Annotated in this window: 14 protein-coding genes; 2 read left to right on the top strand and 12 right to left on the bottom strand. The window is 42.6% G+C overall.

Going from position 1 to position 19,525, the window contains the following annotated elements; translation table 11 throughout:
- Position 1 precedes the first annotated feature (1 nt).
- From SLH46_RS03040 to SLH46_RS03000, 9 genes are all read right to left on the bottom strand, one after another.
- Positions 2-529, bottom strand: coding sequence for a Spy/CpxP family protein refolding chaperone (locus tag SLH46_RS03040; protein ID WP_320279671.1), 528 nt, complete (start codon positions 527-529; stop codon positions 2-4).
- Positions 530-532: 3 nt separating this feature from the next.
- On the bottom strand, positions 533-964 hold the full coding sequence (locus tag SLH46_RS03035; RefSeq protein WP_320279670.1) for an anti-sigma factor family protein: 432 nt from the start codon (positions 962-964) through the stop codon (positions 533-535).
- Positions 965-1,012: 48 nt separating this feature from the next.
- The gene (locus SLH46_RS03030; protein WP_320279669.1) at positions 1,013-1,594 is read right to left on the bottom strand and encodes an RNA polymerase sigma factor; all 582 of its coding nucleotides are present in this window, start codon (positions 1,592-1,594) and stop codon (positions 1,013-1,015) included.
- 38 nt (positions 1,595-1,632) lie between these two features.
- On the bottom strand, positions 1,633-2,448 hold the full coding sequence (locus SLH46_RS03025) for a DUF4405 domain-containing protein (protein ID WP_320279668.1): 816 nt from the start codon (positions 2,446-2,448) through the stop codon (positions 1,633-1,635).
- 106 nt (positions 2,449-2,554) lie between these two features.
- Positions 2,555-5,644 (bottom strand): efflux RND transporter permease subunit, encoded by a 3,090-nt coding sequence (locus tag SLH46_RS03020; protein ID WP_320279667.1) that lies wholly within the window; start codon positions 5,642-5,644, stop codon positions 2,555-2,557.
- A gap of 21 nt (positions 5,645-5,665) precedes the next feature.
- Positions 5,666-6,862, bottom strand: coding sequence for an efflux RND transporter periplasmic adaptor subunit (locus SLH46_RS03015; RefSeq protein WP_320279666.1), 1,197 nt, complete (start codon positions 6,860-6,862; stop codon positions 5,666-5,668).
- 19 nt (positions 6,863-6,881) lie between these two features.
- Complete coding sequence (locus SLH46_RS03010) at positions 6,882-8,126, bottom strand: TolC family protein (protein ID WP_320279665.1); 1,245 nt, start codon at positions 8,124-8,126, stop codon at positions 6,882-6,884.
- A 206-nt stretch (positions 8,127-8,332) separates the two neighbouring features.
- On the bottom strand, positions 8,333-9,220 hold the full coding sequence (locus SLH46_RS03005) for a pyruvate, water dikinase regulatory protein (RefSeq protein ID WP_320279664.1): 888 nt from the start codon (positions 9,218-9,220) through the stop codon (positions 8,333-8,335).
- Between the two features lie 221 nt (positions 9,221-9,441).
- Positions 9,442-11,829, bottom strand: coding sequence for a penicillin acylase family protein (locus SLH46_RS03000; protein ID WP_320279663.1), 2,388 nt, complete (start codon positions 11,827-11,829; stop codon positions 9,442-9,444).
- Positions 11,830-11,912: 83 nt separating this feature from the next.
- Here SLH46_RS03000 and SLH46_RS02995 point away from each other — a divergent pair, with 83 nt between their 5' ends.
- Positions 11,913-12,356: a DUF2147 domain-containing protein gene (locus SLH46_RS02995; RefSeq protein ID WP_320279662.1), complete on the top strand. Its 444-nt coding sequence runs from the start codon at positions 11,913-11,915 to the stop codon at positions 12,354-12,356.
- A 109-nt stretch (positions 12,357-12,465) separates the two neighbouring features.
- Here SLH46_RS02995 and SLH46_RS02990 read toward each other — a convergent pair whose 3' ends face one another.
- Positions 12,466-13,245: a radical SAM protein gene (locus SLH46_RS02990; protein WP_320279661.1), complete on the bottom strand. Its 780-nt coding sequence runs from the start codon at positions 13,243-13,245 to the stop codon at positions 12,466-12,468.
- A gap of 93 nt (positions 13,246-13,338) precedes the next feature.
- Positions 13,339-14,241 (bottom strand): hypothetical protein, encoded by a 903-nt coding sequence (locus SLH46_RS02985; protein WP_320279660.1) that lies wholly within the window; start codon positions 14,239-14,241, stop codon positions 13,339-13,341.
- 225 nt (positions 14,242-14,466) lie between these two features.
- Between SLH46_RS02985 and SLH46_RS02980 the strand changes: the two genes are divergently transcribed.
- Positions 14,467-16,800: a TonB-dependent receptor gene (locus SLH46_RS02980; RefSeq protein ID WP_320279659.1), complete on the top strand. Its 2,334-nt coding sequence runs from the start codon at positions 14,467-14,469 to the stop codon at positions 16,798-16,800.
- A gap of 259 nt (positions 16,801-17,059) precedes the next feature.
- On the opposite strand, the gene SLH46_RS02975 is transcribed toward SLH46_RS02980, so the two are convergent.
- Positions 17,060-19,426 carry a TonB-dependent receptor gene (locus SLH46_RS02975; RefSeq protein WP_320279658.1) on the bottom strand — a complete coding sequence of 789 codons (2,367 nt, stop codon included), beginning with the start codon at positions 19,424-19,426 and terminating at the stop codon, positions 17,060-17,062.
- Positions 19,427-19,525: the final 99 nt, after the last annotated feature.

The raw sequence follows: 19,525 nt of genomic DNA, 5'->3' as shown, positions 1-19,525 counted from the left end.
ACTATCTATTTTGTCGCCCGTAGCGTGGGCCGCCACGTTGAGGCAACGAAACGTCTTCTTTAGATTTTGTCATCGACAGGAAAATTTCTTTTAGTTTCTCCTGTTGGTTCTCGTCGCAAACTGCTTTCATATCGAGATAATAATCCACAGTCAAATCCTTCAAGGTTTTGTGCTGCTCTCCAATTTCGCTTGAAATCGAATGAAGTTTTGTGGTGTCAGCATCGGCTTTTCCCATTTCTTCCACCATTTCAACTCGAAGAAGAGTTAGCTGATCAGATATCCGGCGTGCACTCCGGTTATAGGTTCTGTTCAATTCCCTAAAAGAATCTACCTGATCGGGTTGTAGGTTCAGTTGCTCGCGGAAAAAACGCGTCCGTTGTTCCGAAGGCATTTCTACCTTTTGTTGCTCTTCTGTAGCTTTTTTATCCTGCTGTTTGTGGTACCAGAATGAAATTCCCATCGACAGGTTTGTAGCTGCCAGAATTACAACTAACCAGATTAATATGCGATATGTATTTTTTGTTGCCATTTGTTATTCCATTAAAAATGATTCGATTGGCTCGTCTTCCAATTCGTTCCAGAAAGGAACCATTTCCTGTTCGGTTAAACTACTGTCGGCAAAAGTTACCTTAGGTGCTTGCCCCAGCTTAAAACCACCGTAAATACCCAACAATAAAATTATTGAAAATGCAACCGGCTGCAGAATCCGAACCAAAACCGGACGTGTTGACGGCTGCTCTTCTGCCTGTTTTTCAAGTCGCGCTTTTACACGGGTAAAGAAGAATGGATTTTCATCTGTTACTTTATCACTTTCCAAAATACTGAGTGTATTTTTCATTTCTTCTGCAAAAAGAGCACACGCTGTACACTCGTCCAGGTGTTTCTGAACCTGCTCCATTTCCGAAACCGGCAGGTCCTTCTCAAGGAAGAAAATTAATTTACTATGTACTTTATTACACTTCATTTTCAGTATTGTTATTAGTATGACACGTTCATTCTTAAAAACTTGCGCTTACATGCACTTTTTTTTGTAGCACTTGTACAATTTTTTCTGCAGGCCCTTTTTTGCCCTAAACAACAGCGATTCAACCGACGCAACCGAGAGGTCCATAACCTCCGCAATTTCCTGGTACGACAGTTCTTCGTATTTATTTAAAGTGAATGCCACTTTCTGATTCTCCGGCAAACTGTTAATTGCCTCTTTTAATATAATTGCCCGCTGTTTGTTCTCCAGGTCGTATTCCGGCTCGTCGGAATTTGCCGTGCTTACCTGCATCACTTCCTTCTTTTTGGCCGCCACCTCATCCTCGAACGAATGAAACCACTTGTGCTTTTTATTATCGCGAATGTGGTTCAACGAGCGGTTAACCGCAATACGGTACAACCAGGTTGAGAGTTTGGCATCGGCCCTGAATTTTTCGACATTACGATACACCTCAACAAAAACATCCTGGGCAATATCTTCGGCATCTTCACGGTTCTGCACCAATCCATAGCAGGTATTCACCACCAACTTCTGATGGTTATCTACCAGCTTTTTGAAAGCCAATTCGCTTCCCTGCTTTAATTGTTCTATGATATCGGTGTCGGACATTCTGATTAGAAAAATACCACTTTTAAAATTTCCTGAAGTTATTCGGAAAGTAATTTGTAAACATCGCGCGGTGGAAGATCATTATTCTCGCCAATTGTACGCAAGGTTTCGGTAGGTTTTGCCTCAATATTGTTCTTTTCCAGAATTTGCATCAACTCCTCCGTACTTTTATTCAATTCTTTTGAGAAATCTTCAATGGTTTTGCGTCCAACACCCATTCCCTGACCTTGATTAGCCGGTTGTTTAACAATGATATCGTAAATTTCAAGAGGTGTTGAATTGTTTGCCTCAGCAATTAACTGTAAGCTTTGTGTATGAATATCCTCGTAAGCAATTTTATGACTGTCCAGTTTTCGGGTAATTTCATCAACCGACTCCATATCCAACTGATGCGCCAGTTCTGTGAGGGTTAATAACTCGGCATGAGGCACGGGTGCCCGCTCTTCGGTTTTCTCCCACGAATTGGTCGCAGTTTCGCCTAAATCCATTACGGTTTGAAAAGGAGGAATTGAAAATACAGTGCCGAAAAAGAATACCAGCACAGCTGCGATCGAAAAAATTAGTTCCTTCTTCTTATTGAAGCCTTTTGTGCTTTTCGATTTAAGATAGGACACAAACGATTTCCAGTTCACTGCAAACAAGTGAAAAATGGAAAGTACGATAAACGCCAGTGAAAAAATGGTATGAATGGCCTGCCAGCCTTCTTTTGATAAACCTGCCAGTTCCCAGTTTACCCAATGGGCGTAACGTCCCGGAGGCGATACATACAAAATTAAACCCGAAACCAGGATCACTAAAATTCCCCAGGTTAATCCAAAACTTATAAAGGCACGCCAGCTAAACTTCGTTTTCATCTTATTTAAAATTTATGTTTTTGTATAATTTTAAAGTATGACACCGAAGCTTTTTAAAACTTGCGCGGGTGTTTCAGAAAATTTTTGGTTTATGCGCTAAGCGCGTTTATACACCTGCGACTTCTTTTGCCGGAGACTTTTTTCTTTCGATCCAATAATAGGCGATTGGCAAAACCATCAATGTTAAAAATGTTGATGTTACGAGGCCACCGATCACCACTGTTGCCAGCGGACGCTGCACTTCAGAACCGGGGCCGGTATTAAACGCCATTGGAATAAAACCCAAACTCGCTACCAGGGCCGTCATCAGCACCGGGCGTAAACGATCTACCGATCCTTCGATGACCAGCTTTTTAAGATCGCCTTTTTTCTCTTTCCGAATCATATTTATATGATCGACCAGCACAATACCATTTAGCACTGCAACCCCAAACAAGGCTACAAAACCAATACTTGCCGTTACCGACAAATACATTCCCCGGAGCCAGAGCAGAAACACTCCTCCCGACAAAGCAAACGGCAGGTTCAATAAAATCAGAATGGCATAACGCATCTTTCCAAAGTTAAGGTACATTAAACCAATAATGATAAAGATGGAAAGTGGCACAACCAGCATTAAGTGACGCATTGCCCGACGCTGATTTTCGAAAGTTCCACCGTAATCAATAAAATATCCTGACGGGATACTTGCACTTTTATCAATCTGCTCCTGCAGTTGGGCAACGTAAGTTCCCAGGTCAATGTTTTTAATGTTGATACCAACGATTAATCTTCGCCAGCCATTTTCACGCTGAATTTCGCGAGGGCCTTCCTGTAATTCAATATTGGCCACACGTTTTAATGGAATATAACCACCACCCGGAAGATGCACCGGAGCTTCTGCTATTTTTGGTAATTGATCGCGTATGTTTTCCGGATAACGTACCACGATTCCGAAATGTCGTTGTCCTTCGTACAATTGACCGGCCTCCTGCCCGCCAATACCGGCTTCAACAACTTTCTGCACATCATCCACGTTCAATCCGAACGAAGCCACTGCTTCACGATCGATATTTACAGTTAAGTATGGTTGTCCTGCCGACTGTTCCACATAGTAATTATCAGTTCCCGGTAAGTCTGTCAGCAATGCAGAAATATTCTCTCCAATTTCATCAAGCACATCCAAATCCTCACCATAAATTTTCACAGCCAAATCGGATTTTACGCCACTTGTTAACTCATCAACGCGCATGGCAATTGGCTGCGTGAAGTTATACGCCAAACCCGGTTCAGTTTGTAAATACGGTTCAATCCTACTAATGATATCATCTTTTGTTACGCCTTTCGACCATTCTTCGATGGGTTTCAGCACAACCCAAACATCGGTTTGGTGCACTCCCATCCAGTCGTTCGCCAAATCTGACCGGCCGGTTTTTGGTACTACGGTCTCCACTTCGGGAATATTTTCCATGATCTTTCCTGCCAGCCAATCGGCATTTTCCATCGATTCTTCCAATGTTACCGACGGCATCCGCACCTGTTCGATCAGAATGGAACCTTCATCAAGTTCCGGCAAGAATTCTGTTCCCAAACGTGTCATTAAAAAGATCGAAACCAAAAAGATAGCCAAAGCCGAAGATCCCACAAACCAAACCTTGTTCATGTTCTTTTCCAGCCCTTTTTGGTAGCGTGGTCGCATCCATTCAATCAGGTAATTCCGGCGAACTTTTACCTTTTTACGGAATACAACAGCTGACATAGCTGGGACAAAAATCAGTGCCAGCAACAACGAGCCAAACACGGCAGCTGCCACTGTTATCGCCATCGGGCGGAACAAAATACCTTCCATCCCACTGAATGTCATGATTGGTACATAAACCATCAGAATAATAAGTACACCAAAAAAAATAGGGCGAACCACGTGATTGGCAGCTTTTCGGATCACTTCATCTTTCGACTCTTTCTTGTTCTTTTGCAGGTCGTGAACAATGTTTTCCACCATTACCACCGAACCGTCAACCACCATTCCGAAGTCGATCGCTCCCAAACTCATCAGGTTGGCTGCCAGCCCGAATTCGCGCATGCCGATAAAAGCAAAGAGCATCGAAAACGGAATTACCATAGCAACAATTAGTGCTCCTGAGATTTCACCCAAAAGCAAAAGCAACACAACAATTACCAGAAAACCACCTTCCATAAGGTTGGTAGAAATGGTTGATGTTGTTCTTTTAATCAGATCCGACTGATCATAGAACTTTTCAACGCTAACACCCTCCGGCAGACTTCGGTTAATTTCTTCAATTTTATCTTCTATCTCCGAAATTACCTCGCGGCCGTTTCCTCCGCGCAACATCATGACAATCCCGGTAATTACCTCACCTTTTCCATCCTTGGTAACACCGCCCTGTCTGATCTGCTTTCCTTCAACAACACTTGCAATATCTTTTATAAAAATGGGTTTGTTATCAATGTTTTTCACGATGATATTCCGCACATCATCCATGCTGGTGATCTGCCCAACACCGCGAATAATGTATTGCTCGCCATTGTGCTGAATGTAATTTCCGCCCGACACGCTGTTGTTTTGTGCGATGGCGTCCATCACTTCCGAAATTCCAATACTGTATGTGCGCAACAAACCCGGTTGAATGATAACGTTGTATTGTTTTACAAATCCGCCAAACGAATTGATCTCCGTTACACCACGTACAATTTTTAATTGCGGGGCAATCAACCAATCCTGAATTTCGCGCAGTTCCGACAGGGAATAATTTTCACCTTTAACTACATACTGGTAAATTTCGCCGAGTGCAGTTGAAATTGGCCCCAGCGAAGGACTTGAAACACCCGGAGGCAATTCATCAACAATGGATTGCAGTCGCTGACTTACAATCTGCCGCGCAAAATAAATATCTGTCCCCTCATCAAACTCCACGGTTACCGCCGAAAGTCCGAATTGCGAAATGGACCGAACTTCAGCCACATCGGGTAAACCGTTCATGGCCGTTTCTATCGGGTAACTTACCAGCTTCTCCACATCAAAAGGAGAATACCTGCCGGCTTTTGTAATCACCAAAACCTGCACCGGCGTTACATCCGGCTGCGAGTTAATGGGCAGGTTTATCAACGAAAAGTAGCCGGCAATAGCCATTAATACCACCAGGGATAAGGCTACGTATTTTTGACGAACACTAAATGAAATTATATTTTGAAGCATCAGCCGAGGATTTTTAAGGTTTTATTCTTCAGAAATAATATCGAAACGAGACAGCGCTTTCAGGCTAAAAACTTTTGTAACTGCCACTTCTTCGCCGGCAGTAAGCCCTGCGGCAACAAACACAAAATCGCCTTTTATTTGATCCACTTCAATGGGGCGGCGTTCAAAAGTATTCGCATCTTTTTTCACAAAAACAATTGCCTGGTCGCCATCATAAGTAAGCGCCTGTAACTGAATGGCCACCGATTCTTTTTGCGACTCGGAAGTGATTGCCAATCGCAGGTTCTCACCGGGTTTTGGCCAGCCATCTTCCGACGGAATGATAATATTTACCACCACCGAGCGGCTGGTTTCATCCAGTCCAGGATTCACCGAAGTAATTTTCCCTTTTATCGTAACATCTTCCTGTTCGCGTTTCGAAATATCAACCGCATTCCCCGGTTCTACCAGCACTGCATCGCCGGGCGAAACATATCCGCGAATAAGCACCTCGTGTGTGTCGAGCACGCGTGAAAGGTTTTCCAGCGCATTTACCGATTGACCGAGTTCCACAAAATTCTTCTCAATTACACCATCTATCGGCGCAACTATTTTAAGTGTCGGCTCAAAATTTCCAGAGTCAGAGAACTTTGCGATCTCCGAATCGGGAACACCAACCGCACGCAATTTGGCGTAGGCCGATTTTAACGATGCCGAAGCACGCTGGTATTCTGCTGTTGCCTGCTCCAACTCGCTGGCAGAACTGATACGTTCTTCAACCAGCTGCTCTAAACGAGCCAAACGGCTTTTCTGAAACGATTCCTGTGCATAAGCCTGCAGGTATTCCGAAACCAGGTTCCCGTATTCCAGACTTTGAATACGAAACAGTTCCTGCCCTTTATTCACACGATTTCCTTCGTAAACTTTAATGGCAGTAACCTGTCCGTTAATTGGCGTACTGATAATGCTGGAATGACCCGGCGATGGAAAAACAACGCCCGGCGCCAAAATCTGATGATCGACAAATTCGCTTTTTATCGCTACCGTTTTTATTGAAAGTTCGTCGCGCTCTTTATCCGACAACTTGATTTCGACCACTTTGTCGGTACCATCTTTTAACGATGGCGGCACATCGGTTTCAACCACTACTTTTTCTTCTTTCGGCTCATTTCCTGAGTTACAGGCTGCAAATGAGAAAAGGATCATTACAATTCCGAAGTGAATAAATTTGGTCTTCATATTGTTTTACTTGTTATTGCTAATAGATTAATTCCTGATCGAAGTACTGCTCGAGGGCAGCCAGTTGCATGTAATAATCGCGGAGGGCGGTTAAATAACGCTGCTCACTTTTCAAATAAATTTGTTGCGCGTTTAGTAGTTCAAGGAGATCGATTTCTCCCAGTTGGTAGGCTCGTAACGACATACTCTGCAATTTTGATGAACGTTCCTGCATCGAATCATGATAACGATTTACGATCGACCGGCTCACCGAATAATTGTGCCAGGCATATTCAATTTCCTTTTTCATATTCAACTGAATTTCCTTTTGGCTCCAAAGCAACTCTTCCTTTCGGGCGGTGGCCATTTGTATTTTGCCTTTCTGATCGAATGGATACCAGATTGGTATACTCAACCCAACTTCGAAACCGTTAAAATCGTAGCCGGTTCCGTAATCCTGTTTGTATAAACTAAATCGAACATCGGGCAAAATGTTGCTTTTGGCTTCTTTCAGAAAATAATCGGAAGCATTCAGCAAATTCATCGACGCGCGGTAAGCCGGCTGCTCTTCCTGAACCGCCAACGCCTGAATTTGCGAAATATCAATATCGGTGGCATAAAGCGTGTCGGCAAACTGAATGCTGTATTTCTGATCTTTAATGGGCAATCCCATAACATTAAAGAGTCCGTAGCGCGCCTGGTGCAAAATCCACTCACTCTGGTCGAGATCATTTCGGGCTTCATCCAGCTGAATTTCGGCATTTGCCAAATCGATGCCGTTTCCCAATCCCGTTTCAAATTTCGAATAAACTGCATTGTACAGGTCTTGCGCAAGATTTAGCTGGTTTTCGCGCGAGCGCTGCAGATAAAGCGCATAAACCACCTCAATGTATTTACTTTTTACCTGCGAACTGATTTCCTTCTCTTTAGCAACAATTACGTTTTGCTGTGCTTCAACCTCCTGTTTTAGTGCCTTTACACGATAAACCGACGTTAACGGGAAATCCACTTCCTGTGTTATGGCCACACGTTTTTCAGCAAACGGAGCCGTTGGATCATCGCTGATTCCTTCTTTAAAATAACTGATTTCGGGAGCTGAAACACCCGTGTTTGTTCTCCACACGTTTTCTTTTTGAACTAAACGTGCCCGCATTTGATTAAGCTCGGCGTTGTTACCAATGGCTTGCTCTACGGCCTGTTTAATGGTTAACAATTCGTCTTGTCCGTAAACACTGCCAGCCAAAAACATCAGGAAAACTAAACTGAATTTTGTTAGTCTTATCATGGTTTTTTGAATTTAACGATCAATTTGTTGTGCATTAAGTTACAAAGAGTTCCGCACTTTGTTTAACAATTCAACATGAATTTATTTATGACCCATAGTAATTAATAATAAAGGTCTCAATAAACATTTGACACATTAAAATGAAAAAACCATCGCTCCCGGGGAAATAAATAGCTTCAGGTTATGGATAAAAATTTAGCTGAATGTTATTCGCTGACTGAATCCTGACTCGGCTCATCTGTTGCGTGGTAGGGAGACGACAGTTTCCGGCCACGGTATGAAAAGCGTTTCGACATGTACGAAAGAATTTCGTTTGCGGTGCTTTCAATAGGTTTGTTGGAAACATTGATAACAGTAAATCCACCGCGGTCGAATACAAACATTGCTTTTCTGATTTCTTCCCGAACCGCTCGTTGATCAACATAAGCATCATTACGGTAATTTTCCCAGTTTGCTATTCTTTTTTGGCGATGCGCAATTAACTGGCTCGCTCCGATATACAATCCGAAAACCCGGTTAGGATCCGCCTCAAACAGTTCATCGGGTGGTTGAACACCCGGCACCAGCGGTACATTTGCCACTTTCCAACCGTACATAGCCAGGTATACACTAAGCGGCGTTTTTCCCGCACGCGAAACACCGGTCAGAATAATTTCGGCGTTGCGCAAACGTTCGGGGCTCATGCCATCGTCTTGCGAAAGAGTGAATTCAATTGAATCGATACGGTCGAAATACTGATGATTGATTTCGCGGTATAAACCGGGGTGCACCATTGGCTCAACGTCGAGTGTTTCGTCTAAATAATTGGCCAACGTTCCCATCAGATCAATGACCTTAACATTAAACTCTTTTCCCAGCTCATTGATTTTGTGGCGCAATTCAGGATTAACCATCGTATGAGCAATTAATCCCCTGTCGGCTTTGGCTTTCATAATTATATCGAAAACCTCATCTTCGGTTGTCACCCTTCCAATAATCTCAACCGGAACTTTATTTTCGGGGTACTGAATCAAAATTGCCTGTACAAGATTATTACCGGCGATTCCTGTTCCGCCGGATACAACATAAATAGGTGCCGGTGATTTTTTGCTCATAACGTGATGCTTCTTTAAAGGGAAACAACCAGCGCAAGAATTTAGTTTATCACAAAAGCAAATTGAATGTCGTTTAGTTTTGAAAATCTGATTTTCAATTCACCCCTGAATCCCCTAAAGGGGACCAGATCGTACTCCCCTTTAGGGGTTGGGGGTAAGATTATGCCAAAGCTTAACTAAACGACATCAAAATACAATTTAAATAGCATGAAATCATAGAATTATTCAGGTTTCAATTGCATTTTAAAACGGGCCTTATTTTCCACATTTTGTTTTGAGAAAAGATCCGGGTGATAGTCGTTATTGAGGTACAATTCTGTTTGATCAAGGTAAAAATCGCTGGCCGGAATACCACTAGTTCCGGTAGGAATAATTGTCTCCGATTCGTCCCAGTCGGCCGCACTAAAAATATGTCGGTGCGATGCACCATGCACGGTTTCGTACAAGTTGGTGTAGGAATACGAATACGGGCAAACCGTATGAAAACTTCCCGGTACCTCAAAAGGACCGCGATTCAGCTTTAAGGCTTTATCCAAAACAGAGACAACACCGAGCGGATGTTTTAAGGAGAATGAATGAATACTACCCCACTTCCACTGTTCAGCATCGGGTCCAAGTTTTTGACTCAGGTCGGCAACAGTTTCCTTGAACGATTGAGCAACAACATCATCAAAAGTTTCTTTCTTATCGGTCATTATATTATCTGTCCACTGCGAATTCCCCTCAGCCAAAAGATTTATCATCAGGTTTTCGAGCAACATTTTCTGTCCTAACATTCTTTGGAATAATTCGGGCGATAGCTCATCTTTAACCAGGTTCTCCATCGATTTGCGATAAAGAATCTCAAAAATAGACGCAGCCTGACTTTCGCGTGTCAGATTATAATCCCAACCTACCAATTTATTAAAAGCTGCTTTTTCAAGTTCATTTAAATCGGCTTGTTTTTTCAACGATTCCACAAAAATCGGAGTCATTTTCTCTGCCGTTTTCGATGTCCAGTCGCTGTGCATGGCTTTAAAATCTTCGATTCCTAATTTCTGTTTTGCTTCCAGCATTTCCCTGATCCGGTCGATGCGGCTTGGCGTTGCATACCAGTGGCTGATGTAATAGGGATAATCCTCAGAAACCGTTTTGTTATTTGCCGACGATACATAACCTCTTTCCGGATTAAACTCGTAAGGCAGCTCCTCAAAAGGTACCAAACCCTGCCAGTCGTACTTGCTGCTGTCGCCCGGATAAATCTGAATGCCCGAGCCTTCGCGAATTGGCACTCCGGCACTGCACTGTAAACCTATATTTCCGTTTACATCGGCATAAACCACATTCTGGCTCACCGATTTAAACGTGCTTACCGCATCGCGAAATTCGCTCCAGTTGTTGGCACGGTTCAACAGGTACACGGTTCGTATTTCGTTACTCATTTCATTTCCCAACCAGCGAATGGACAATGGCGTTTCTTTTTCCTTTTTTAAACGGTTGACCATCGGTCCGCGGTGCGTAAATTTCAATTCCTCTTCCAGCTCTTCACCTTCTTTGGTCTTAATGATCTCTTTTTTAATTTTCAGATCTCGCCAGGCACCATCGAACCAGTATTTTGTTGAATCTTCATTTAATGTTTCGGCATAAAAATCGAGGTCATCCACCATTACGTTGGTCATTCCCCAGGCGATGCTGTCGTTGTGCCCGCAAATCACAAATGGCTGACCGGGAACCACAAGACCGGTTACACTCATTTTCCCCTCAACAACCTGGTGCATCTGGTACCAGATTCCGGGAGCAAACAATCCCAAATGCATGTCGTTGGCCAAAAGCGGCATTCCAGTTTGGCTTTTTTTGCCTGCAACTGCCCAGTTGTTACTTCCGTTAAAAATCTCCGCACCCAGTTCAGTTAGGTTTTCGGTCGCGGATAACAAAGTCTCCGACGCATTAATTTCAATATTCCCAAACTCAGGAAAAACAGCTGTTTTATGGTTTTTCAAATCGGGAATCAGCTCTGCTATTTTTTCATCAGAAACCTCGGCGCGCAACTGGTGCAAGAAATATTCGGTGCCCCAGCCACTCGATAAATCCCACGACATATAACCAATCAGGTTGATACAATGCACCGGTTCCCAAAGCTCGGGTTTATATTGTAAAACTTTAAACTCCGGAGGCAAAGGATATTTCTGAATGTACTGATTCACTCCATCGGCATAAGCTTCGAGTGCAGCAACAATTTCCGGCTTAGAAGTAGCCAGTATCTTTTCCGATTTTTCCTGAATACGCAGGGCACGCATCATCAGGTCGGTTTCAAGCTGGTCTTTTCCAAGAATTTCAGAGAGGCGCCCCTGTGTCACTCTTCGCAATAAATCCATTTGCCACAAACGATCTTGCGCCATTGCAAAACCTACAGCCCGGTACATATCTTTTTCACTTTTGGCATAAATATGCGGTACACCATGTTCATCGCGAAAGATGGAAACCGGCTGTTCTAACCCTTTCAACTTTACATCTTCGTTGTAATCGGGCAAGGCCGAAGTTTTAATATTTTGCAGAACAAGAAAGCCAACAATCACAGCAAGAACAAGGAAGCCCAACACTCCCAATAAAACACTTTTTATGGTTTTCATTTAAAATTGGATTTTTGAAACAAACGAATTAGTCTCTGATTTTTTTATATTTAATGCATAAAAATAAATCAAAAACAGACATTATGAAGAAGCTTGTAATTCTTTTTTTCCTTGGTGTTTACACATTGGCCGGTTATGCACAAAAAGCCGATAATATTGTTGGCGTGTGGTGGAACGATGAAAAAACTACCAAAATCGAGGTTGAAAAACAGGATGGAAAGTACATTGGAACCATTGTTTATATGATTCCTGAGAAATACGAAAACGGAGCGCCGCCAAAAGACGATGAGAATCCGGATCCGGCACTGCGTGACCGTTCTATAGTGGGCATTCAAATTTTGAAAGGTTTTGAATATGACGCAGATAAAGAAGAGTGGAAAAACGGGACCATTTACGACCCGAAATCGGGTAAAACATACGATTGCTACAGCTGGATGGAAGGCGATGATCTACTTAAACTGAAAGGTTTTGTTGCAGGAATTCGCATGCTGGGCAAAAGCTCGGAGTGGTATAGAACAACACTTTAGTTAAATATAGCTGTCATTTCGACGAAGAATGAGGAGAAATCTTTCATCTTGAAACAGATTTCTCAGTCGTACCTCCTTCGAAATGACAGCATTTGATGAACTCATATTGTTAACCCGAAACCTGCACATCAAAGCCGGCCTCGCGCACACGATCGGCGATCATGTTAAGATCTTCCAGCGAAACCTTTTCAAGCGTTTCAATTGGTGTATCGCGGGCAATGGTGTAGATCATAACCTGCAATGGTTTTATTTTTTTCAGCAAATCAATCCAAGCCGAAATTTCTTTTTCAGTAGTATTGTCAATGGTTTTGCCTTTGTAACTTCCGCGCACAAACATGGTTTGGATTATCACCTTCCCGTTAAAAGCAATTAACTGTTCGATGGTATTGGCCAGGTTAAAATTCCCTTTGGGGCAGTCGAGTAATTTTACTGTTTCCTCAAAAGCCGAATCCAGTTTCTGAATGTTGTCTTTGATTTTCAACAATGCTTCAAACACCGATTTACGGTGAATCATTGTTGCATTCGAAAGCACGGCAATACGTGCGTCCGGAGCGATTTCATCGCGCAAGGCAATGGTATCGTCGATAATTCCTGCAAACTCAGGATGCAAAGTTGGTTCACCATTTCCGGCAAAAGTAATTACATCGGGCAATTCGTTGTTTGCCACCATTTCGCAGAGTTTTACCTCCAGCCGCATTTTTACATCGGCACGCGACGGGAAGGTAACTTTTTCCTTGTACTCGCCCGGCGTAAAACCACATTCGCAGTAAATACAATCGAACGAACAGACTTTGGCCTCGGTTGGCAATAAATTAATTCCCAACGAAACACCTAATCTCCGGCTTTTTACCGGCCCAAATATTATTTTATCGAATAGAAATGTTGCCATAGTAGAATCTTTACAGTCAATTAAATTACTGAAAAGGTTTGATGTTTTATGGAGAGGTCAGGCTGCGCCTGTAAAAGAGATCTAAGTTTTAGTTTACTTGATCTCAAATGTTGTTTCGCCAATTTCGTTACCATCGGCAAACAAGTTTACGGTATAAACTCCCGGCATTAATTCAGGTTCGTTAACGTTGTCCCAAAAAATTGCCACCGGTAAATCTTTACCTTCGTAAACCACCTCGCGCATTGCCGAATATTGGATTTTTAAATCTTCAAACTGAAACACATCGTTTTCCGATTTTACCATCAGCAGCTGATCGGGACGCATAATTCGCGCATATATTTCTTTTGGCCCACGTTTAGTTGTGGTATTCTGTCCCAACACAAAGTATATACGCAATTTGGCCGTCCGTTTGGCAAACTTGGTTTCCTTGCTTCTTTCGTTTAAGGCAGTTGCCGTCAACTCGCGGGCTTCAAGCATGGCCGCACGTTTCAGGTTTTGCTGCAATTGTTGCTTTTCCTGATTAAGCTGCTGGTTTTGCTGTTCAACCTCTTTGTATTGTTGTTTTACTTCAAGGTTTTCGGCCATCAACTCTTCGTTTCTGCGGTTTAACGAATCAATTTGCACCACAAAATCGCGCATAATACCACGCAGGGTATTTACCTGGTTTTGATAGTCGGAGATTTTCGCATAACTCACTTTTTTAGTTTGCTCCACTTCCAGCAAAAGGTCTTTTACCTTTGCCTGAGCAACAAACAACTGCTCGTTTATTGTATCGTTTTCGGTTTTTAACGAATCGTAGCTGGCAGCAATTTCCGTAAGCTCAAATTGAATCGAGTCTTTCTCCGCAGTAATCTCCTTGATTATCCCCCTGTTATCGCGACGTTGCATAAAAAACATCACCAATACCACCACCAACACTACCGACAGAACAATAACAATAATATTATTTCTCCTGTCCTTCGACTCATTTTGCATTGCATCAATTTGACTACTCATAAATTATACGCTTTCATCTGCCAGTATTACAGAAAAGGCAAATCATTTTCAGTTTTTGGTATATAACGAAACAAAAATAATAATCTTTTATGCGGGGACAAATAAGCTTAAAATTTATTCAAACAAATAGCTGACATATACGTTTATCTTATTTATATTAATTCTAAATAATAATTTTAACTATTAATTTAAATCACTCTCACAGAAGAGTTAAAACAGTAAATAATGAACAAAATCATATTCCTTTTATGTCTCGCATTTCTATCCGTTTCATTAGAAGTAGTAGCTCAGAACGAACACTCTGATGCAGTAATTATCGGACACGTTGTTACAAAAGGCGAACATATTCCTTTCGTAAACATCTATTTAGAAGGTACCAACTACGGAACCACAACCGACGTAACCGGTCACTACATGATGGTTGATCTTCCGATTGGAGAATTTACCATTGTTGCCAAAATGATTGGGTATAAGGAACAGAAAAAACAAGTGGTTTTAAAAGCCGGCGAAACCATTGAAATTAAATTTGATCTGGAAGAAGACGTGATCCACATGGATGAAGTAGTAATTACCGGAACAAAAACCTTTAAACGCCAAACCGAAAGTGCCGTGATCGTGAATGTGCTCGACGGGAAAACTATCGACAAAGTGGCGGCACAAACTATTTCCGAATCGTTGAGTTTTCAGCCCGGATTACGTATGGAAACCGACTGCCAAACCTGTAACTACACACAGTTAAGAATGAATGGTTTAGGCGGTGCTTACAGCCAGATATTAATTAACGGACGATCGGTTTTTAGTCCGCTAACCGGATTGTACGGATTGGAACAGCTACCTACCGAAATGGTAGAACGTATTGAAGTGGTTCGTGGCGGAGCTTCGGCTTTGTACGGTTCGAGTGCCATTGGCGGAACAGTAAACATCATCACCAAATTGCCGCAACGAAATTCGTACGAAGTTACTTCGAACAATGCCATTATCGGCAGCGATGCGTTGGATTACAACGTAAATGCCACGCTCACTGCACTCTCGCAAAAACGAAATGCGGGAATGGTGTTGTACGACTTTCACCGCGACCGTGATGCTTTTGATGCAAACGATGATAATTTCTCCGAATTACCTTCGGTTACGAATAATTCGTTTGGAATAAATTCATTTTTTCAATTGGATGAAGACCAAAAAATCGAAGCTAATTTTTCGAGCACGCACGAGTATCGTTATGGCGGCGAAATGATAGATGGACCGGCCTATCTGGCAAAACAGTCGGAAGAGCGCACGCACGATGTAATAATGGGTGGTGTCGACTACACTTACAGTCCTGACATGCGGACAAGTTTCGTCGTTTACGGTGCCGGACAATACACGAAACGCAAACATTTTACGGGAATAGCACCTGACGGAGGCGATGAATTGCAAGATTACAACAACGCACCTCCTTACGGGAATTCAAAAAATTACACTTACCAGTTTGGAACGCAGTTGAACCACGCTGTAAACGATTTTGTAGGCGCCGGCACAAACATTTTTACCGTTGGGGCCGAATTTGTCAGCGACGACGTTTTTGATCAGATTGAGTCTTACGCTTACCTGATCGATCAAACGGCAAATAATTTTGGAGCCTTTTTACAAAGCGACTGGTCGATTACGCAGAAGACAACGCTGCTTGCGGGTATCCGCGCCGACAAGCATAACTTTGTCGATAATTTAATTCTAAACCCACGGGTTTCACTATTATTAAAACCCAACTTAAATACACAGCTGCGTTTGTCGTGGTCGACAGGTTTCCGCGCGCCACAGGCTTTTGATGCCGACATGCATATTGCCTTTGCCGGAGGCGGTATTCAAACCGTTCAGCTGGCTAACGACCTGGAAGAAGAACGTTCGCAAAGTTTGAGTGCCTCATTAAACTGGGATAAACCAAGCGAAAAACACATCATTGGCTTTACCCTTGAAGGCTTTTACACACAATTAAAAGATGCTTTTATTCTGGAAGAAATTGGCACCGATGAATCGGGGAATTCCATCATGGAAAAACGCAATGGCGGAAATAGCGATGTGTATGGAGCAACTTTTGAGGCACGGGCAAATTTTAACCGCACACTGCAACTGGAGGCAGGTTTAACGCTGCAGAAAAGTCAATATGAAGAAGAAGTGGCCTGGTCGGAAGAATTGCCGGGAACAAGAGATTATTTACGTACTCCTGAAACCTATGGTTATTATACCATTACCTGGACTCCGGTTTCAAAATTCAGTGCTTCGCTGGCTGGTGTTTATACCGGCTCGATGCTGGTACCGCATTACGGTTTGGCGGGCGATGCCGGCACCATTGATCAAGACGTATTATTTGAATCGCCAACTTTTATGGACATGACACTAAAACTAGGATACACCATAGAATTAAAACGAATTGATTCGTCGATTGAGTTTTTTGGTGGCCTCTCTAACTTACTGGACGACTACCAAAACGACTTCGATAAAGGTAAAAACCGGGACAGCGGATACATCTATGGCCCTGCAAAACCCCGCACGGTTTTCTTTGGAATCAAGTTGTTTAATTAAAAAACAATCACCATATTAAAATTCTATACCCTCTCTCCTGTCTCTCCCTTCACTGAAGGGAAAGACGATTAGCCTCCAAAAGAATCACATTATGAGAGGAACATGATTGAAGTTGCGACGAAGCACAGACCAATCGTCCTTCCTTGCTTGCAGGGAAGGATAAGAGGATGGGTACGAATAAAATATAAATACTACGTTGCATAAAAAAAGCTGTCCGACACTTGTGGGACAGCTTTCTACTCTTCTGTTCAATTATCTGCTACAAAGATCCTATTTTAATTCCAAAATAGATTGTTCGTGGAGTTAACGGCCCATAAACATACGATGGGTCACGGTCAATGCCCGTATCAAAATCGTCCTGGTAGCTGTTGAAAATATTTTTCACACCACCATTCAGCTCAACTTTCATATAATCTGATAAACGCAAATGATAGCTGAGTTTTACCCCGGTATCGATAAAAGAAGTGCTCTCTCTGAGTTCTCCCTGCTCAGGATTAGCCAGTTCCGGTCCGAAATAAGGCACCAACATTTTGCCGGTGTAGTTACTTGTGAACGAAATATCAAACACAGGTGTTGGAGAAACGGTTGCACTCAGATAACCATAAGTATCCGGAGTTCTGAAAAATCGTTTTTCGCCAAATTCCTGCGGCGCTTCAAATTCGCTGTTCTGAAAGGTAAATCCCGATTGCAACTGCAATTTTTGCGATGGCGACGTGTTGAATTCAACATTAATTCCCTGCACGCGGGCACCATCTTCGGCATTTACACGTGTATAAATCACAGTACCGTTTTCGTCAGGAGTTCCGTATTCATTGGCAAAGGGATCGATCAGACGGGTGTAAAAACCTTCTACCAAAAACTGGTATTGCCAGTCGCCCCAATGGCTTGAATAATCTAACGAAGCCGTAAAACTATTTGATGATTCCTGTTTAAGGTTCGGATCGTTCTCATGAATAACCTTTCTCGATCCTGAAGTTTCAATGTGTAAATCTTCGTCGAAAATTTGCGGAGCCCTGAAACCACGACCAAAACTTCCCCTGAATTGGAAATGTTCGGCAATGTTATATAGCAAACTGATGCGCGGACTGATTACATTACCTGTTACATCGTCGCTGTTTTCTATTTTTTCCTGAATTCGGTAATGATCGTAACGCAAACCGGCACTAAAAACCACTTTTTCGGTCTTCCACTCCGACTGTGCAAAAGCGCCGTAGTTGGTCATTCTTTGGTCGGCAACCTCGGTATTTCCGTAATGCGTATCATCTGCTGCATCGTAATAACCCAGCTTTTTATCCTTTAGAGAACTTCCGGTAGTTTCAATCCCGGATGTTATAGTTGCCGGCGAAAACAATAAGTAATTAATATTCCGAATGTACTGCAAACCGGTTGAATAAGTAAAATCATCGGTTTGCCCATAGGCCGATGGGTCTTGTTCGGCTCCGTAGTACGAACCACGATCAACACCTTGCATTGCCGCAAAAGCCGAAAATTTGTCGTTGTCGCGAAGCAACAGATCAAAATTTACAGCCCCAGAATTGATCTGGTGTTGCACACTTTCAGAAATATCGGACTCATGCAACGGAAGTTCAAATTTGTTCCCACCGCGGCGGTCTTCGTTGATATTAAAATAATCAACAGTTATCTTTCCACGATTGGCTACACGCTGGTAAAAACGTGCTCCAATTGTTGTATTATTTATTGTTGACAGTTCTGAGTATCCATCGCCATTGGCATCAAAAGGATCACGTTTCCGGTGAAAGCCAAAAATGCTCATTCCTGTTTTGTAATCGTCGGTAACAAACGAACCGTTCAAATTCAGGCTGTAATCGTTAGCAGCATCGTAATCTTTCACGGCGCCTACAATACTATTGGTTACTGAAGCTTCAAAACTATTCGAAATCGGGTCCTTTGTAATCAGGTTAATGGTTCCGGCAATGGCGTTACTTCCATACATCGACGAACCACCTCCGCGAACCACTTCAACACGTTCGATCATATTTGCAGGAATAAGTTCCAGCCCGTAAACACCGGCCAAACCACTAAATACAGGACGCGAATTGATAAGAATTTGCGAATACGGTCCTTCCAAACCGTTCATACGAACCTGAGAAAAGCCACAATTCTGGCAGTTGTTTTCCATTCGTAAACCGGGTGTGAAATTCAGTCCTTCACTTAAAGTTACACTTTGTACGCGGTCGAATAAATTGGGATTGATACTGTTTACAATTGTTGGTGTTTCTTTTCTGCTTTTTGCATTTCGGTCGGCCGAAACAACCACCTGGTCAATTCCGATGTTATCGGGTTTTAGTTCGGCAAGAATCGTGATACTTTTCTTAGCCTCCATTTCCACTTCCCTTTCAAGGGTTTTGTAACCAATTGCCGAGATAATAACCACTTGTTTACCCACCGGCAAATGACTCATTTTAAAGTGTCCGGTGGCATCGGCAGCCGTTCCGATTGTTGTTCCTTTAATGGTAACTGTTGCAAACGGGATGTGCTCCTCGCCCGATTTTACATCGCCAAAAAGCATGGCATCGGTTTTTTCCTTTTTGTTATCTTCAGGTCCTTCTGCCCAGGCTAAATGACAAGAAATAAATAGCAATAAAATTGCAAATACGGGTTTCATAATTTTCTAATTAATTTGTTTTCAGATTTTTAAATTGCTCAGCAAGCAATTTGATTTAATAGCTTAACTACCTAAAAACTATCGCCTTAAAAACAGGAA

Origin of the sequence: Draconibacterium sp. IB214405, assembly GCF_033963885.1 — a bacterium.
Taxonomy (GTDB): domain Bacteria; phylum Bacteroidota; class Bacteroidia; order Bacteroidales; family Prolixibacteraceae; genus Draconibacterium.
This window is presented reverse-complemented; position numbering and strand designations above follow the sequence as displayed.

Bases quoted from the DNA above. Each gene is read 5' to 3' on its own strand.
- SLH46_RS03015 (WP_320279666.1), bottom strand. From the start codon at position 6,862: ATGAAGACCAAATTTATTCACTTCGGAATTGTAATGATCCTTTTCTCA.
- SLH46_RS03010 (WP_320279665.1), bottom strand. From the start codon at position 8,126: ATGATAAGACTAACAAAATTCAGTTTAGTTTTCCTGATGTTTTTGGCT.
- SLH46_RS03000 (WP_320279663.1), bottom strand. From the start codon at position 11,829: ATGAAAACCATAAAAAGTGTTTTATTGGGAGTGTTGGGCTTCCTTGTT.
- SLH46_RS03005 (WP_320279664.1), bottom strand. From the start codon at position 9,220: ATGAGCAAAAAATCACCGGCACCTATTTATGTTGTATCCGGCGGAACA.
- SLH46_RS02985 (WP_320279660.1), bottom strand. From the start codon at position 14,241: ATGAGTAGTCAAATTGATGCAATGCAAAATGAGTCGAAGGACAGGAGA.
- SLH46_RS03020 (WP_320279667.1), bottom strand. From the start codon at position 5,644: ATGCTTCAAAATATAATTTCATTTAGTGTTCGTCAAAAATACGTAGCC.
- SLH46_RS03035 (WP_320279670.1), bottom strand. From the start codon at position 964: ATGAAGTGTAATAAAGTACATAGTAAATTAATTTTCTTCCTTGAGAAG.
- SLH46_RS03025 (WP_320279668.1), bottom strand. From the start codon at position 2,448: ATGAAAACGAAGTTTAGCTGGCGTGCCTTTATAAGTTTTGGATTAACC.
- SLH46_RS02975 (WP_320279658.1), bottom strand. From the start codon at position 19,426: ATGAAACCCGTATTTGCAATTTTATTGCTATTTATTTCTTGTCATTTA.
- SLH46_RS03030 (WP_320279669.1), bottom strand. From the start codon at position 1,594: ATGTCCGACACCGATATCATAGAACAATTAAAGCAGGGAAGCGAATTG.
- SLH46_RS03040 (WP_320279671.1), bottom strand. From the start codon at position 529: ATGGCAACAAAAAATACATATCGCATATTAATCTGGTTAGTTGTAATT.
- SLH46_RS02995 (WP_320279662.1), top strand. From the start codon at position 11,913: ATGAAGAAGCTTGTAATTCTTTTTTTCCTTGGTGTTTACACATTGGCC.
- SLH46_RS02980 (WP_320279659.1), top strand. From the start codon at position 14,467: ATGAACAAAATCATATTCCTTTTATGTCTCGCATTTCTATCCGTTTCA.
- SLH46_RS02990 (WP_320279661.1), bottom strand. From the start codon at position 13,245: ATGGCAACATTTCTATTCGATAAAATAATATTTGGGCCGGTAAAAAGC.